Consider the following 15,660-nt stretch of genomic DNA (forward strand, 5'->3'; position numbering starts at 1 on the left):
GCACCTCCTTAATCGATCCATCTTTTGTTGGCGGGTACTGAGGCCCACGTTCGTTTCTGGGGATCGAGTGTAATTTTGTCCAGTTGATTGAGAATAACTCCGTTCAAGGTTCCCTGCTTAAATGCAGACTGCTCGATCCGAATCGGCGATTCGTCCCATTCGTAGAGCCTTGAAGTGTACTTGGGGGAGTAGGCGTAAGGTCCGTCGCATCTCATCGTCAGGCGAATATAGCCTTGATTGCCCCCGTTGTGAAAGAGCTGGGAGCCGGAAACCGGCATGCAGTAATAAATATGCTCCGGGTTGGCTTCCGTATAAAATGGCTTGTAATAGTCCACATTTAACCAACGGGCAACTTTACGCAGATGTTCTTCGTCATAACCGTCTTCAAAAGCGAACGTCAGATCGAACGTCAACGGGGAAGAGGAAACTCCTTGAAAATAAGGATTTGCCCGTCCGCGGACGCTGTCTTCCTGCAGGGATCGCTCGGCCAAAAACGTTTCTTCGTAAAATCCGGTGTCCATGCTGCAGTTGATGAGTCCCATATCTACCGAGTAGAGGCCGTCGAAATAAAAGTGCATCGCTTCCTTCATGTCTGGATCCGAACTCCTCTCGCTTCAAGCCCGCTGATAAAGTCAAGCGCAAACCGTTTGCCGGCGCCCGGTTCCTTCACATCGGCAGGAATGGTGATTTCCATTTTTTGAATGTTGGTGCTCGTATTCGTTGCGGATGCCATGGCAAACGGATTCAGTCTGCTGAAGTCGAACGACTTCACCCCGTTGATAATGGAACGAGTCATATCGACTACTTTTAAAAGGTTCGACGTATCCGATTGAGCCAGAACGATTTCTTTCTGGTCCAGCAGCGCTACTTTGGGGCTCGCGCCGAAGGAAGGAGTCATTCCTCCCGTGTCAAAACGGGCGGCTGCTTTAAGCTCCGCGTAGGTATAGTCGTCGGATTGGATACCGTGTTTTTCCCGTAAGCGGGCATTGTCTTCGGCGGCTTTATTTCTTGCTCCTGTAGAAGATGACGGATTTTCATATGTTTCTTTGTTTTTTAAATAATCTTCGAGATCATCGCGAGGCATGCTCAACGGACTTTTATGAGTCTTATAAAAATCCTTTCCGTCTTGCGTCTCGTAGCTGCCCGTCGCCGGATTATATTGTATGTTAACTCCCTTACGCTGCAATTCTTCCATGAGTTCTTTGTTTTTCTTATGAAGGGCTTCCTTGAGAATGGGGTCGTTCGTCCGGTTATAAGCTTCGCTGTTGTTCTGCATATTTTTAAGAATCTCATCTACCGAGAGCGGGGAGGGGGCGGTAGGCGTATAGCTCAGCTTCTCGACCTCTTTAAGCTTCCCGATCAGGACGTCGAGCTGCTTGATGAGATTGTTTTCAATACTGGCAGAAGTTTGCATAAAAGTGGAAGCCATGGTTTCGGAAGTTGTCTGCAAATCGGTCGCAAACTGAGTGATTTTGCTGAGGAGATTTTCCGAAATGTTAGCGCCGATCGTCGTCATATTGCCGTTGATAAAAGCGCTGAAGACATTAAGCTCCTTTGTCGCATCCGCAATATTTCCTTTCAGGATATCCGAACGGATCTGGGCGAATTTCTTCTCGTTATTGATTTGTTCCTCGTAACGCTTCTCCTCGTCCTCTTTTCTCTTCTCCAGCTTGCCTTTTTCGTCATCGAATTTTTGATTTTCAAGCTGGGTCTGTTCTTCCATGTTTTTCTTCTTGTCATCCAGTTGTTCCTGAAGACTTTTCTTCTGCTGCTCACGGCTGCGATTGGTCGTTAAATCTTCGATTTCGGCCGTTTTATCAGCCAGTTGTTTTTCCAGCTCGGCGACCTTGGCTTTGCCTTCAACGGTCGTATTCAGTGCACGCTTCTTAATCTCATTAACTAATGCGTCTTTTTCCGAGGTCAGCTTGCCAAGCTGCTTGTTATAGTCATCAAGGCTGGCTTTATCGTCAATGGCCTTGAGCTGCGCATTGATCAGATCCTCGTGCTTGCGCATTTCTTCATCCAGCATGCTCATTTTTTCTTTGTGAGCTTTTTCCAGCGCCTTGCTTTCTTTCTCAATTCCGGCCAGGGCAACTTCTTTTTGTTTGCCGTACATCTCTTTGTAAAAGTTGATGACTTCATCGGCCAGCTTGCCCGCCTGAGCTTTAAGACCTTGGCTTGTGCTGTTCAAGGCGATCCTTAGATCGAGCTGATTCTTGATGGAGGTTTGGAGCTGTTTGTTGAAATCTTCCCACTGAACTTCCGTCAAACCGGCGGTTTTCATCTGTTCCTCAAGCGTGAGCTGTACCTGCTTCTCCGCAGCAATCTTGCTCTGGATAATCGTTCCCTGGTTTATCAGCTCTTTGCTGTACTCCGCCGTTCCCTCTTCCAAAGCTTCCATGCGCTTCTTGGAAACGTCCAGCATGTCCGAATATTTCTCAACCTCCAGCGCCGCTTCTTTAACCGTACTCTGTGCTCTTTTATAGACCGCTTCGCTGATCTCGTTCGATATGTTCATCGCATGCTTTTCGTTTTCTTCGATGGAGTCTTTTTCCTTCTGGATCTGTTCGGGAGTCAGCTTGCCGGAATCAATGTTATCGCGGGATATTTTCAGCTCCGCGTCGATTTTTGATTTTTTCTCGTTGACAAGCAGAAGCTGGTTGCTCAAATCCCTGCGGTAATTTTCTCCGGTCTCCAGATGGGTTCCCATACTGTTCTTAATCTTTTCAATGGAGCTGTCGAGATGCCCGAGCGAGTAGCTGAGACCGTCTTTGCGCAGACGAAGGAGGGAGTCGTACGAATTGTTCAGCGCTTCCGTCATCTCGTTAATTTTGTCACTGTTGGCGTTGTATGCGTTCTTGAGCGTTTGAAGCTTTTCGAACAAGCGCTGCACTTCGTCCTGTTCCTGCTTGATCTGTTCAAGTTCCTTGTTCTTCGACTCGTTGGACCTTCCCTTGGCATCGTGTACTTGCTGGGAGCGGACTTCATACGATTCCATCACATCGGAGAATGACTTCGTTCCCTCGTTATTGGGGTCGAACCACGTATCGAAGTAATCTTGGTTGCTCAAAGAGCTTTTGTTAAAGCGTGCCCCTTCCGTGCGGACGATACCGGCTTGTCCGCGCATCTTATCGTTCGCCGCATTAAGCTCTTCCAGCGATTTCTTCTGGGACTCGTAGAGGCGGGTGGTTTCCGCAATCGCTTCGTTATAGTTCTTGTTCTGTTCATGCAGCTTGATCTTCCGTTCGATCTGGTCATTGACGCGTTTGCGCGCTTCGTGTTCCTGATTGAACGTAGTGATAAGCTCCTTGGTCCTATCTTTCTCTTCAAGCGGGTCTTTCAGCGCTTCTTCTTGCTTGGCGGGGGAAGAGGAAGATTTGTCGCCTTTTTTGTCTCTAGTGGGCACACCGAAAGTGGGCGAATTAATAAGCTTTGATAATGCTTCTATTTGTTGATAAAGTACAATAAAAGCATCAAGCTTGTTTATGCCATCATCAATTTCGGGATTAGCTTTGTTTTCAACAATACCCTTTTTGAGAAACCCCAAAAAACCTTTGCTAGGGGTATTTAACTTTTGCTTGGTTTCAACAAGCTCCGCTTTTTTTTTCTTAGCGTCTTCAATGGATTGTATCCCGCTGGCTTCGATTCCATAAGCTTGAAGACGAAGCAGGGAGTTATGCAGTGCGGCTGCGGATGATTTTTTTTCCTGCTCCAGATCGCTGATTGCTTTCTCTGCTTTCTTTTTTCGCAGTGCCTCGAGAGCATCCATCTCAATAGTGTATCCGTTTGCTGTTTTAATAATATGACCGTTTAATTCGGGATATTTGATAATAAGTTCGGCTATCGCATCTGCAGAATAAACCTGTTTGTCTTTGACGTCACTTATTAGCTGGTTAAGGGGCCCGAGTTCTTCCTTCGCCTTTTTGGTAAGCTCGGAGAGGTCTTTAAAGCCCGAACCTTGACGGTCTAAAACGGCGCCGTTTTGAGCCATCGAAGAGAATGTCTTAGCAAAGTTTGTTTTGAAATTAGCTAAAACGCTCGTGCCTTCTTTTGATACGCCGTTTAAAGAAGTTAGCTGTCCAATCGAATCATTGATAGACTTAGATGTAGCTTCAAGATCGGCTTTCAGTTTGGTGTTATTGGGATCGTCTTTTAACTGATCCTTTAACTCTTTATACCGCTTAATTAAGCTATCGAGTCCACCGGTGTTGGACATCTGGGCAATTACATTATCCATGGATTTAAAGCTTTCAGATGGATCAATATCGGAAAAGGATAGTGCTTTAGCCACTTGAGCGGCGACTTGCCGGGACTCGTCTGTCAGGGTTCCGCCGGAATCATTGATTTGATTAGATAGGGCTTGAAATACATCGGCGGAGTTTTTCTTAAGTTCCTGGCTGGCATTCTCTGAACTTTCCATCCAATACGCTAGATGAGATTTATAGTATTTTAAGTTTTCTTTGAGATTCTCAATTTCCCTGGATGAAAAATTGCCGGAGGATGATTTTGAAACAATCTGCTCTTCTGTGTTTTTAATGTATGTTTGATATTCGGAAATCTTTTCCGCAGCAGTGTCTTTTTTTTTGATGGATTCTTTAACGTTTTTACGAATCGAGTCTCCGTTTCCTTCGACCTGATTTCTTAAAATTTGAGCTTCCGCTTCTTTTTGTCTTTTTAATTCTTCAATCCGATCTTTAATTAAAGCCGTGCTGTTGGAGTACGCAACTCCTTGAGCATCTATACCGGTTGCGGAAACTCCGTATACATTAACCAGATCCGTTTCAATCTTATGGAGTCTTTCTTTCTCGGCAGCGGTTAGTTCAGCCTTAGAACTTAGTTTGTCGTATTCCGCACTTAATCCGGACAACGATGAAATATTGGAATCAATTGCGTTAGCGGATTTATTGTATTCATCCGAGAAGTTTTTTGTTTCTTCGCTTAATGAGAAGAGTCCCGAAATCAATTTCTCCACAACGACGCTTAAAGCTGCCACTCCAATGCCGATTAGGGTTGATGCCGCAAAACTCCTTATTGCCACTTTGGCAATATCAAGAGCGGCTGCCATACTTCCTAAAACACCCGTAAAAAAAGTTCCCTGAACGGCAGCTGTCCTAAAACTCGAATTAAGCATGAGTACGGCAGCCGAAAAACCGCCCAACAACAGGGGAATAGGTCCTACTAAATCCACGAAAGAACTTAGTATATTTATCCCTAAAGTCATGACATTCATAAAGGTCACAATCGACTCGGATTGGAAGGAATTTTGCCACAGTCCTTCCAGTGCAACTTTAAACCGGTTAACAGCGGCTTCGCTGCCTTCCTGCCACTGGGAGAACTGCCGCTGGGTAGTGCCTGCCGAATTTAAAGCACCTTTATAATACTGGAGGCTGTCCCCGTAGCTTTCCATCAGACTTGTGAATCCGGCTTGCTGACTCGTACCCGCAACAGTGGCTGCAACGTATGCCTTCTGCTTGGCCGTGAGTCCTTCCCACTTGCTCCCGAGTTCGTCCATGACGTCTCCGAAGTTTCGGAAGTTTCCTTTGTTATCCGTCAGTTTAACGTTCACGTCGGCTAGTGCTTTCGTTACTTGATAAAGCTGAGTATTATCTTCCTTATCGTAGCCGGTTTTTTTGAGCGACTGCATTCTGCTCAGAATCGTTTTGACTGAATTACCGATGGAAGAAGCTGAATCTTTTGTTTTAGAGGAAACAGCGGTTACCCAGGAACCGACTTTCTCAAAGTTAATCCCGATATCTCCGGCAGATCCGCCTATAATTTGCATGGCTTCACTGATTTCACCGGCTGAAGATGAACTGGCGTCGCCCAAGTAGGCTAACACGTCTGAAGCACGCACCATATCCACGTTCATCGCCGCCACAGCGGTTGATAATATCTTGGTGGAAGCCGCATACTCCAGATTGGATACTTTGGCGAAGCGAATGGCATTTTCCGTTTGTTTAAACGTTTCCTGTTGGCTTAGCCCTTGTCTGGCGTATTCTACGGCAACTTTAGCAACATCTGCGGAACTTACGCTCATTTTCTGGCCAAGAGATTGTATGCGGTCTCCGTACTTCTGTACGTCTCTCTGGCTTTCATTAAAGACCATGGATAGCTGAGTCAGCGATTTGTTAAGGTCATTAACGTAGGTTATACCCGCTTTTAAAAATAGGAATGCGGCTTCCAAAGGTTCGGAACCCGCCAGGGTTTTGAAAATGCTTGTAAATTTCTCCTTGAACTTCTCCGCAAAACTTTTCGTCTGTACTTTATCCTCGGTTAGTTCAAGCTTAACTTTTAAAGTCTGAAGAGAGGATTTTTCCTGAATGGCTTTTATCATGTTGTTAATTTCATTCATGGATTTATCCGGATCTACTGAGAGTACGGTTAAAATTTTTAGATTGTTCATATTGTTCATATCGTCACTCCTTTCTTAAGATTGATAATCTTGGTTTGCAAGGCCTCATTTCCCGGCCGTTTCAGCCGAATCGGAAACGGACTCATCCAAAGGCTGATGCAAGACCGTCCTGATCTCGTACATGGCATCCTGCTGATCGAAGCCTTCCAGCGGAGTCTTGTTCAAAAACTTCAACAGATTCATCACCATATTCGGCGAAAGTTCATATCTAGGCATCGGCTTGACCTCCCGCGGGGGAATTGTCTGCGAATTCTTTTTGCAACGATTTATCCACTTCTGCTGTCAGGCTTGTGATGCTGCGCTGGATTTCCTCAAATACGCGCTCAACCTCGGAAAGTTCAAATGCATCCATAATAGTGTCCAAATAGCCTGCGTCTTTGAGCTGGCGAAGCATATCGAGATGCTCTTCGTAGGTGCTGGCATTTGTCTCAATGGAAGTGAAATACCGGATGACAAGCGCCACCGTAAGTCCCATTGCGGCCCCCGCGTCGAATGGCTTGGCTTCTTTCATGGCCTGCTGCATGAGACCGATAAATTCGGCCGTTAATTCGTTGGTTTTGGACGGGCGGAAAATCATATCGAGATCGAGTTTGGACTGATCCAGCACGATTCTCTTTTTGTCCTTATAAACCTGGTTGTTCTGTCGTTTGACCTGCAACAAGGACAAGTTCTTTTCTTTCTTGCTCATAATGGCACAGCTCTCCTTATCGGTTAAATAATCGGATTCAAGAACCCGCTATCCAAGTCCCTCAAGTTCGTTATTTAAAAAAAAGGACAGAGGGAAGCCCTCTGTCCGGTCTGTTCTTAATCTTCGTGTACGATCATGTCGTAGAGAGTATCCACGCCGCCCACTTTAACCGGGAACACGTCGAATACAAGCGTCAAGCTGCTCGGGTCGCCGGTAGGGGAGTTCGCGATGGTGAAGTTAGGCTGCAGCTTCGCTTTGAAATATTGCAGCTGAGCGGAAACCATTTCGCCGGAAACTTCATCCGCATACACGGTATCGCCGACCAGGAACACATACGGAGGGAATCCTTTGGCGGTGAAGGACAGCTTGTGCGCGTCCGTAGCCAACTGACGGTAGTAAACTTCCACTTCCGCACCGATCGCGACGCTGGCCGATGCCGCCAGTTTCAGCGTATTGGCAGCAATGGATTCCACGTCTTGGCCTTTGCCGAGAATACCGTTGACGTATTCGAATACGGCCACGTCTTTATTGGTGCCCACTGGCGTTTTGCTCAGCTTGATTTGTTTCTTGCCCGTGCCGTCGTCTTCGACTTTCAGCACTTCACGTTTGTAAACTTCGTGGGAGCCGGATACGATATCTTCGCCGGCCAGCATGGCAAGCTGCTGCATCGTGAAGATTTTGGTTTCGATCGTGACTTTGGTTTCTTTGTCACCGTGCCATGCGATGCGGCGGGCATTGCCGGCACCGCCGCGTGCGTACACCGTAGCGGCCGTGTTTTCCGTCTGTGCGGAAGTGGCATAGTCCATCGAGAGAAGCGGGGCTTTTGTCGCAAAGTTAAAAATTTGAAGATCCATGATTTCTCTGGATCCGTAACGTCCGAGATTAAGTGCCATAATAGTAAATCCTCCTAAGATTGTGGTTGTTTTTTTGGATGGTCATGCGGGGGTTATAAACGGCTTTTTACAATCCATTCGGGCAGTTGCTCGTCTTTGCCCAGATAGCCGTTAGCCCATACCCGGAGCAGGCGGGTATGCTGTTCCTTGAGGTTTAAACGTTCGAATTGTTCGTAAACCTGGTAAATGGTCAGCTGGCTGACGTTGAAAATATGGATCCCGTTTCCGTCGGCATTGCATAGAATGGACAGAATATCTTTGAGACCCAGTGAATCGGATGTGTTTGTTTTCTTGTACTGATCTCTCAATTTTTGCAGCTTGTTGTACATCTTTTTGGCTTTGTCGTTTTTAAATGAAACCGTCTGTTTATCCTGCTCCGAAATCCCGTTGGTCTCCTGAATGACCGAAATGAAATTTTTATAGTTCTTACGGTTAACCGAAGCCTCGCTTGTTCCGTAAAAAGCGTTTCTTTCTTCATCGAAAACAATCGGTTGTTTCGTAAAGAAGGAGAGCGCTTTGGCGATCTCATTACGAATGGGGAGAGAAGCCGTTAACAATTCGAAAGCATCCGCCTGCTGCAGAAGTTCAACGTTAGGCTCGGGTATCCTCAGCAGATATTTCAGCACGTTTTCTTTGTTAAAAGTGGCAAGCGTCAAATAGATGTTGTAAGCAATTTCGCCCAATTCGGCGATTTCATGAATCGTGGGAGAGTGGATAGGCAGACCCAGCACATCAACAGGTTTTCCTAAAAAAATACCGAGACGATTGTCCATTAGATAGCTCTACTCCATGTACATGATAGTTTGTTGCTGCAAGAGGGGAATCACCTTCCTTTCGAAGTGCCGGCGAACTTTAAAGGAATAGGGAATAAATGGAAGCCAGGACAGCTTCCCTACGCAAACAAAAATACACCCGTCCATTTAGGTGTATTATTGTAATTATTTATTTTTATTCCCATTCTGATAAATACCGGATAACGACTTCACGTCTTTCTCTTTTTCTTCATGCTCTGCGTCTGCCACTGAAGCTGCTTGCTGCGTTTGCAAGGATCACAGTACTGCTTTTTGCTGCTTTTATAGATGAACTCTTCGCCGCAAACGATACAGGGTTTCCTCTTCACGGGCTTCGGCCTGCGGTCACGGATATAGTTCTGCATGTATCCCGTCAGGCACCTGCAAAAGTATTTGATCGCGTAATTATCTTCGCTCCACCCGTCTATGGAAGCTTTAATTTCCCAACCGTGTCTGGATTCATATTCTTCTATAGATAGATAGTTGTCCATAATACGCCGGATAAACCCGTTTATGAGGTGTTTGTATTCCGGCCAGGACAGCTCCAGTTTATTGTGACGGCATTGCTGACGGATAAGTTCGGCCGCTGCGTATTCCCTAACTATATTCTCCCGGATGGTTTCAAGGCCTACTTCTTCGTTGTCTTTCAATTTCTGAACGGCTTTGTAATACTCCTTCTTGGGGGTCTGAAGGCAGACATAGTAGGCTTTGTCGTAATAAACATCCGGATCGCACAGCCGGGCATACACATTATTCACATGAATTCGAATATAATCGATAGGTTCCAGAGCGCCTTTATAGAAGCTTTTGGTTACCGTGTAAGGAATCCGGTTGTGTTCCGAGAAGAAATCTATAAGATCGGGACGGTTCCCAAGCAGGGAACTATCTACTTTGAAGGTGTAAAACCTCGCATAATTTTTTGAGGCGCAGCCGCTTTGCCACAGAAGGCGGGTAAATTCACGGACAAGCTCTTCCTTATCGGCGGAAGCGGCGTAATCCTCCAGAAGCTCGTTAAGAAACATAGGGCATCCTCTATTCTTCCGTCAGTTTGTAGTACTTGCCGAGAAACTCGTAAGCCCCTTCTTCGCTGGAATCGGCTTTGAGGATCTTACTGCGTCTTCCTCCCGGTGTGTTTCGTTTCAAATTTTCCAGCATGATATCACCGAAAACGGACCAGCATAAGATTTTGTCTTCCATAACCGTCCGGTAGGAGACTTTAATGAAATGATTGGCAAGGAGCCGTTCTTCAACCGGAATCTTGCGAATTTCCTCGTGATAGGATTCCATCATCCGGCCCAAATCTTCTTCTTCTCCGATTGCGTTCCTGAGATCGGTCTTGAAACGGTTTAACAGGCGCTTGATCTGTCTCATAAGCTCCTGATCCGTCAGCGTCAGTTCATGATCGATCAGCAGATCGCCGTTGCTGCCGGCTGTGCGATCCCAGATCAGATTCTTCCGCTCCCATTGCGCGGCGTAATCGCACAGTTCGTTTAAAGCGGAAGGGGATCTGAATGCGTTAAGCGGAATTTTATCGTCGTCGCCGGCCGTTTTGTTCGCTTCTTTGATTTTGTTGTAGACCTCCAATTTCTTAGGATAGTTATAGAGGAGGAAGTAAGGAATCTTTTTCATGTAAGTACGAAGCTGCTTGCTGAGTATCCATCTGTACCCGGTTTTGATAAAATCGATCTCTTTGCCCTGATACAGGCGGAGAAGAGAAATGTTGTCCTCGTTTCTTTTGCGGGAACCCTCGTCCTCCGTCACCTGATTTAAGATGGCCGTCGCGATATTGGTGATTTCTCCGATGCGGTTATCGCGGCTGTTGCATTCGTAATGAAGAATATTTTCCGCGTTGTAATCGACCGGAGTTACCGCCTGCTTGTCATCCATATCGATCACGATAGGCTTGTCTATTTTGCTGCCGATAAGAATTTCGTTCGTTGTGAGGAAGAAGCTGTCTCCGTCTTCGTCGGCGCCCCCCTGCTGGGGAAGCGTAAGATCGTGAAGATTAATCATACACAAATCTTGATCTTTAAAATATTTTAAGTATTTATTTGTTATCTCGTTACGGACCAAACGTATTTTATTCACTTCCGACGGGTCTACGAGCGGACTTCTAAAAGAGAGGCATTCTCCATCCGGAAGCGACGGAGCGTAAAACTGCCCCGCATCCAAGCAGCCTCTTACTTCAAGTCCGGCACAGTACTCGAGATAGCCGATAATATCTCCCACGATAATATGATAGAAGCCTTCCGTGTAAATTTTCCCGTATTTCATTTGGGTAATGGCTTTGTTTAATTTCCTTTTTAGCATGTTGCGAAAAGGAGGGTCCGTGAGCATCCGGTCGTTGATAAGAACGGCTTGAATATATTTGCTGGTCAAAGAATTGGTGTCGGTATCGTGAATGCCCAGAAACTTGAGGGTATAAAATTTGTTGCCTTTGATGATTTTTTCGAACAAATCGGTTGTGTACCTTGAGAGCCGGATGATTTTCCCGTGGTTGTTCTCATCCAGAATATCGTAATCCTTATCGGGTTGCTTAAATTGCCGGGAATAGGCGGGATTATTCAGATCCAGACACTGCAAATATTGAAAATTCAGCTTGGCATAGACGGGAATGTCTTTGGTGTGGTGAGTAAACTTGCTGAGGCCGATCTGATACCCGTATGTTTGGAGTCGTTCCAGATACGTTTTCCAGGCTTTTTCGCCAAACCCCTCTTTAAAGATTCCGTAGGCTTTCCACATGGAAACATTCCAGATGCAGTCGATTTTCTCCACAGGATGCGATTCGCCGAAAATATCCTGCACATGGGTGATGCCCTGATCCCGGTAAAAGTCACGGATCGGCGCCTCTACACTCATTCCTTTCAGAAAAGGAAGACGGATTTGATAGCCGGCAGGGGTATAATCCAAGCCGAGAGCCCGGCTGAAAACTTCACTGATTTCTTTCGTATGAACGCCGAATCCGTCAAAAGGGGACAGGCCGACGTCATGATAGCCTTCCTCTATCCGCTTCTGATTTTTGTACACGTTCGTTTCGCCGGTCGCGGGGTCCGTGTATTCCTTATCCTGTATAGTGGCATAACGGACATGCTGAGCCGGGAGAATCTTCTTGTATTCGTCTACCATCACGATATAGGGGAGCTTGTCCGTTTCGACGAATTGGCAGGAACTGAAAATCAGGCAGCGGTAGCTTTCATATTTGGGGATGACGCACTGCCGCACCGGAACACCCAACTGGCTGCGTTCCATCAGAGCGGCATAATAGGTTTGGTCTACAAATACGGTCATACCGTCCTTGGCCTGAGACGAACTTTTGCCGAACCGGATAAACCGTCTGCCGTTATAGAGGAACCCTTCGTTAATAAGAACCGCCAGAAGCTCCAGATTTTTTGGGGTATGCTTAGCTTCCACGATAATCAACTCGCTAACCCGTTCCCGCTCGCAGCCCCTCACCCTGTTTAACTGCCGGAGCAGGGGAGAGTCCTGCTGCTTGACTTGGCAGCTTTTTTCGTCGTCGGAACTTAATTTCAGATCGTAGTTAGATTTATGAATATCTTTAATATTTATTTTTAATAGCGTATAGGTTTTTTTTACGTTCACCGTAAGCTCCCCTTTTCTCTGCTTTTTTGGCGGATGCATATTTTTTCTTTCGTGCAGGTTCCTCAATCGGGCCGTCATAGTACTGGTCCTGCCAGGTACGGATAGAAAATCCGGTCATTTTCATCGGTATCCCTCCTTTTCCAAGATATAGTAAGGTAACATCCAGATCATAGCATATAAAGTAAAAAAATAAAATAAAAATCAGGCAAATAGTTCTCTTATCACCGGAAATCGGAATGGGACAATTCGGCGCCGGCATAAACTTGAACCGGAAATGAGGTGATCAGTCGAATGGCCTCTATATTTAAAAATAGCAAAACGGAGAAGTGGGAGTTCGTATTTGACTATTACAAGGACGGAAAGCGGAGACAAGTCCGGCGCAGAGGATTTAAAACGAAGCGGGAAGCGAGCGAGCATATGGTCGATTTGCAGAAAGCGGTCCGCGATCAAGCATATATCGAGCCCTGCCGGATGACGATCGACGACTTCCTCGCCTACTGGCTTCAGCACATAAGGAAATTTCAGTGCGAGGAGACGACTTATTACAACAACCGGTTGTACGTTAAAAATCATATCCGCCCCAGAATCGGATCTATCAAACTCCAGTGTTTGGATGACCATACTTGCCAACAGTTTGTGAACGATATGCACAGGGACGGTTTTGCCCGCAATACGATCGACCGTGTCGTTTCCGTACTCAAGCAATCGCTGGATAAAGCCGTCGATTTGAAGCTTATGAAACAAAATCCGATGAGAAAAGTCGCTTTGCCCAGAGCGGTCAGAAAAGAAGCGGCCGTGTGGACCGTGGAACAGGCGAATACTTTTTTGCGGAAGACGCGGAACAGCCGTTATCACTGTGCATACTCCCTTGCGCTGCTGACCGGAATGAGACAAGGCGAAATTCTCGGGTTGAGGTGGAAGGATATTCATTTCGGCAAAAAAATCCTGACCGTCAACCAGCGTCTGACCAACTACGGGAAGAGTATTAAGAGCGGAGCTAAAACTTCAGCGGGCGTCAGAACGATCTCGCTGCCGGACCGGTTAATCGAAGTGCTGAACAAACAGCGGGAACAGTACGAACAAGTAAAAAAAGAGCGGGGCAGCCGGTTCATCGACATGGATCTCGTCATTTTTAATCTCACCAACGGAAAAACGGTTTACCCCTCGAATCTAACCAAACGTTATCAACAAGATGTGAGTTTGGCGGGACTTCCCCATATTCCTTTTCATTCCATGAGGCATACCCATGCCACGATGCTGATCGAACAGAACATTCACGTGAAATTGATATCGGAGCGGCTCGGACATTCGAAAATAGGAGTGACTCTCGATATCTACAGTCACGTATCGCCAAGCATGCAAAGGGAAGTGGCGGACCGGATCAATGCGATTTTGAATCCGTGACCGGTTTGTGATCAACCCGTATGCGGAAGATGCTTGAGAGGGGAGCGGCGGGGAGTGCGGCCGGCTATATCATGTGCGGAGCACTTGATGTCGCTCTGCTGAACGAACGGCTGAGCGACCGCCAGATTATCGCCGCCCGTGCCACCGGTGTGAAAACCATCGGCGAGCTGCTCGACGCTCCGTTGGAATCCGTTACGCATACGGCCGAGGAGATGGGGATCTTCGCGGGCATGACCGGCCGTGACGCCGTACTTAAAATGATGTAGGAAACCCGGAAAGCCTCGGGTGCGGGTGCTGCCGCTGCGCAGACGCCCGCCTCTTTTTTTACGCGGAAAAACGTGCACGTTATCTTTCATCTAATTGTCCCAATAGATCATTTGAGGTATAATTCCCATGTAATGGAAAATGCGTTCTCAAATTCTTTTATTGACCGATGTCCTAATAGATTTATTTTGTGATAGGGAAACCGGCAGGATTCGGTGGTTTTCAGAAAGTGGTGATGGTTTGGGGCCAAAAATAACTTCGATTCGCACACAATTGAAGAGCTATCTAGATCGCCGGCAGATGACGATTAACCAATTTGCGGAAGTTTCCGGAATCAACTCCGGAACGTTAAGCATTATTTTGCACGGGAATCGTCCGATCGCCATGCAGCAGTTGGATCGAATGACCGCCGGTATGGGGCTTCACGAAGGCCATTTCTATGACGTTTACATTGAAGAATGTTTTTTTCATTCGAATCCGGATTGGCGCAGATTGGGACCGCTCATACACCGCTGTGCGGAGCTGGGCAAACTGGACCTCCTCTTGCGCGTGGTACGGCTGATGCTGGAAAATCTCTCGTATCTTCCTTTGTTATTTGAGACGGCCGAACACTTTCATTCGGAAGGAAGAAGAGAGGCTGCCGCGCTTTTGTATGAGTGCATTGCGGAAAGTGAAAAGTACCAGCATTCCGAAAGACTGGCCCTCTGTCAGTACCGGCTGTTTACCCTTGCCATAGGAGATGATCTAAAAGCTAATTTACGGGCGGCTACCTTATTCGAAAGCTATGTGCCCCGGTTAGACGTATCGGATCAGTTGGATGCGCTGAATCAATTGGCTTATGTATTCGGGACTCTGCACGAATGGGAGAAGGTCGATACACTAGCCCAAGAGCTGCACCGGATTGCGGCCATTCAGTACCGGCTTGAGCCGGCTTCGGAACCCGGCAGGGAGGCTATCAAGCAGCCCAAACGTCCGCTTTGCTATTATATCCTCCAGGCCCTGCTGATCCGTTCGGTGGTATGTGAGGAACGCGGCCAATTCGATCAGGCGCTGCATTACGTTTCCTTGTACGCGGAACCGGACTGGCTACGGGAACAATCGGATGAGGAGAAACGTATTGTCGAGCAGTTTAGAGAATGGGCGGTAGCGAACACTTATTTGTACCGCATCATGTCGGGAGAACTCATGGTTCTGCCCGAATACATCAACTGCATCGCGTCCCGCAAGGACGATATTTTCACGGCACTCTGCAAAATCGTACAAATAGCCAATCGGTACGGATATGAGATCGACGATATTCTGGACCGCTTTTCTTCTCATCTTCCCTATCAAACCTATCAATCTGAATTTGGCGAGTACAACAAGCCCGTGATGAAGGAGCGGTACGCCCAGTTTTTGAGCGATTTGGCGGCCTATCACTTGACTCAAAATCGTAGAAAAGGCATAAAGTTTGTACTGCACGGATTGGAATTTTCTGTTAGAATAAATAGTGAGAGAAATATTATTCAATGTATGGCGCTTTTTGAAAGATTTAGGCACTTGGCGGGCATTGAAGAAAAGAATGAATTTAAACATTTAGTGAATGAGGTGCGATTAGGATGAAAAGAA

At 46.7% G+C, this 15,660-nt stretch carries 12 protein-coding genes; 3 read left to right on the top strand and 9 right to left on the bottom strand.

The annotated features are described in order from the left end of the window. Positions 1–8: 8 nt before the first annotated feature. The 9 genes from ABH899_RS04880 to ABH899_RS04920 all read right to left on the bottom strand — a co-directional run bounded on the left by ABH899_RS04880 (position 9) and on the right by ABH899_RS04920 (position 12,508). Entirely contained in the window at positions 9–590 is a 582-nt protein-coding gene (locus tag ABH899_RS04880) for a phage tail domain-containing protein (protein WP_369994474.1), read from the bottom strand. Further along, the gene (locus ABH899_RS04885) at positions 587–6,412 is read right to left on the bottom strand and encodes a phage tail tape measure protein (RefSeq protein ID WP_369994475.1); all 5,826 of its coding nucleotides are present in this window, start codon (positions 6,410–6,412) and stop codon (positions 587–589) included. The genes ABH899_RS04880 and ABH899_RS04885 overlap by 4 nt, the downstream gene beginning before the upstream one ends. Positions 6,413–6,457: 45 nt before the next feature. Next, a complete protein-coding gene (locus ABH899_RS04890; RefSeq protein WP_181024339.1) occupies positions 6,458–6,628 on the bottom strand; it encodes a hypothetical protein in 171 nt (56 codons plus the stop codon). Continuing rightward, positions 6,621–7,100 (bottom strand): hypothetical protein, encoded by a 480-nt coding sequence (locus ABH899_RS04895; RefSeq protein WP_369994478.1) that lies wholly within the window; start codon positions 7,098–7,100, stop codon positions 6,621–6,623. Before ABH899_RS04895 ends, ABH899_RS04890 begins: the two co-directional genes overlap by 8 nt. 116 nt (positions 7,101–7,216) lie before the next feature. After that, positions 7,217–7,993, bottom strand: coding sequence for a hypothetical protein (locus tag ABH899_RS04900; protein ID WP_369994479.1), 777 nt, complete (start codon positions 7,991–7,993; stop codon positions 7,217–7,219). 53 nt (positions 7,994–8,046) lie between these two features. Next, on the bottom strand, positions 8,047–8,766 hold the full coding sequence (locus ABH899_RS04905) for a hypothetical protein (RefSeq protein ID WP_369994482.1): 720 nt from the start codon (positions 8,764–8,766) through the stop codon (positions 8,047–8,049). 209 nt (positions 8,767–8,975) lie between these two features. Continuing rightward, entirely contained in the window at positions 8,976–9,806 is an 831-nt protein-coding gene (locus ABH899_RS04910; RefSeq protein ID WP_369994484.1) for a hypothetical protein, read from the bottom strand. Positions 9,807–9,816: 10 nt separating this feature from the next. Beyond that, a complete protein-coding gene (locus ABH899_RS04915) occupies positions 9,817–12,384 on the bottom strand; it encodes an RNA dependent RNA polymerase (protein WP_369994485.1) in 2,568 nt (855 codons plus the stop codon). Next, complete coding sequence (locus tag ABH899_RS04920) at positions 12,341–12,508, bottom strand: hypothetical protein (protein WP_369994488.1); 168 nt, start codon at positions 12,506–12,508, stop codon at positions 12,341–12,343. Before ABH899_RS04920 ends, ABH899_RS04915 begins: the two co-directional genes overlap by 44 nt. 167 nt (positions 12,509–12,675) lie before the next feature. Between ABH899_RS04920 and ABH899_RS04925 the strand changes: the two genes are divergently transcribed. From ABH899_RS04925 to ABH899_RS04935, 3 genes are all read left to right on the top strand, one after another. Further along, the gene (locus tag ABH899_RS04925; RefSeq protein WP_369994490.1) at positions 12,676–13,788 is read left to right on the top strand and encodes a site-specific integrase; all 1,113 of its coding nucleotides are present in this window, start codon (positions 12,676–12,678) and stop codon (positions 13,786–13,788) included. A gap of 20 nt (positions 13,789–13,808) precedes the next feature. Next, the gene (locus tag ABH899_RS04930) at positions 13,809–14,054 is read left to right on the top strand and encodes a YunC family protein (protein ID WP_369994493.1); all 246 of its coding nucleotides are present in this window, start codon (positions 13,809–13,811) and stop codon (positions 14,052–14,054) included. A 139-nt stretch (positions 14,055–14,193) separates the two neighbouring features. After that, complete coding sequence (locus ABH899_RS04935; protein WP_369994495.1) at positions 14,194–15,654, top strand: helix-turn-helix domain-containing protein; 1,461 nt, start codon at positions 14,194–14,196, stop codon at positions 15,652–15,654. Positions 15,655–15,660 lie beyond the last annotated feature (6 nt).

The organism is Paenibacillus sp. RC84 (genome assembly GCF_041260495.1).
Classification (GTDB): domain Bacteria; phylum Bacillota; class Bacilli; order Paenibacillales; family NBRC-103111; genus Paenibacillus_F.

Coding starts and splice junctions, on each gene's coding strand:
- ABH899_RS04880 (WP_369994474.1), bottom strand. CDS start 590: ATGAAGGAAGCGATGCACTTTTATTTCGACGGCCTCTACTCGGTAGAT.
- ABH899_RS04885 (WP_369994475.1), bottom strand. CDS start 6,412: ATGAACAATATGAACAATCTAAAAATTTTAACCGTACTCTCAGTAGAT.
- ABH899_RS04890 (WP_181024339.1), bottom strand. CDS start 6,628: ATGCCTAGATATGAACTTTCGCCGAATATGGTGATGAATCTGTTGAAG.
- ABH899_RS04895 (WP_369994478.1), bottom strand. CDS start 7,100: ATGAGCAAGAAAGAAAAGAACTTGTCCTTGTTGCAGGTCAAACGACAG.
- ABH899_RS04900 (WP_369994479.1), bottom strand. CDS start 7,993: ATGGCACTTAATCTCGGACGTTACGGATCCAGAGAAATCATGGATCTT.
- ABH899_RS04905 (WP_369994482.1), bottom strand. CDS start 8,766: ATGGACAATCGTCTCGGTATTTTTTTAGGAAAACCTGTTGATGTGCTG.
- ABH899_RS04910 (WP_369994484.1), bottom strand. CDS start 9,806: ATGTTTCTTAACGAGCTTCTGGAGGATTACGCCGCTTCCGCCGATAAG.
- ABH899_RS04920 (WP_369994488.1), bottom strand. CDS start 12,508: ATGAAAATGACCGGATTTTCTATCCGTACCTGGCAGGACCAGTACTAT.
- ABH899_RS04925 (WP_369994490.1), top strand. CDS start 12,676: ATGGCCTCTATATTTAAAAATAGCAAAACGGAGAAGTGGGAGTTCGTA.
- ABH899_RS04930 (WP_369994493.1), top strand. CDS start 13,809: ATGCGGAAGATGCTTGAGAGGGGAGCGGCGGGGAGTGCGGCCGGCTAT.
- ABH899_RS04935 (WP_369994495.1), top strand. CDS start 14,194: ATGCGTTCTCAAATTCTTTTATTGACCGATGTCCTAATAGATTTATTT.